Genomic DNA, 480 nt, shown 5'->3' with positions numbered 1-480 from the left:
TGTCCCGTCCTGAGATAAGTTGACACTTTGGAGACTTATCTATGAAACCTTCAAGTTCAATCAGCAATAAACGTACACAGCGTGATTATACATTAGGCTTTAAATTAGCCGTTGTCAGCCAAGTAGAAAAAGGCGAACTAACTTACAAACAAGCTCAAGACCACTACGGGATCCAAGGTCGGAGTACTGTGCTTACATGGCTAAGAAAGCATGGTAGATTGGACTGGTCGCAACCTATTGAGCACTCTCTTATGTCTAAATCTAAAGAAACTCCCGCCCAGAAAATCAAACGCCTAGAGAAACAGGTTTCTAATCTAGAAATGAAAAACATGATTTATGGCGATATGGTTGAACTGCTAAAGAGTGAATATGGTATCGATTTAGAAAAAAAGTACTTAGCCGAGCGCTCTGGGTTGCCAAAGAAAAAGGCACTGTAAAGCTAGCCACTGCGAGTCGGCAATTTGATTTATCGAGACAAGC

The 480-nt window shown here is 41.2% G+C and carries 1 pseudogene; it reads left to right on the top strand.

Features of this window, described 5'->3' with window-relative positions:
• Positions 1 to 41 precede the first annotated feature (41 nt).
• Positions 42 to 480: pseudogene (locus AB4135_RS22070) on the top strand (IS3 family transposase); the annotation flags it as partial.

It is taken from the genome of Shewanella sp. 10N.286.54.B9, from assembly GCF_041468565.1.
Taxonomy (GTDB): domain Bacteria; phylum Pseudomonadota; class Gammaproteobacteria; order Enterobacterales; family Shewanellaceae; genus Shewanella.
The sequence above is the reverse complement of the archived record's forward strand: the minus strand, read 5'-3'. Positions and strand labels throughout refer to the sequence as shown.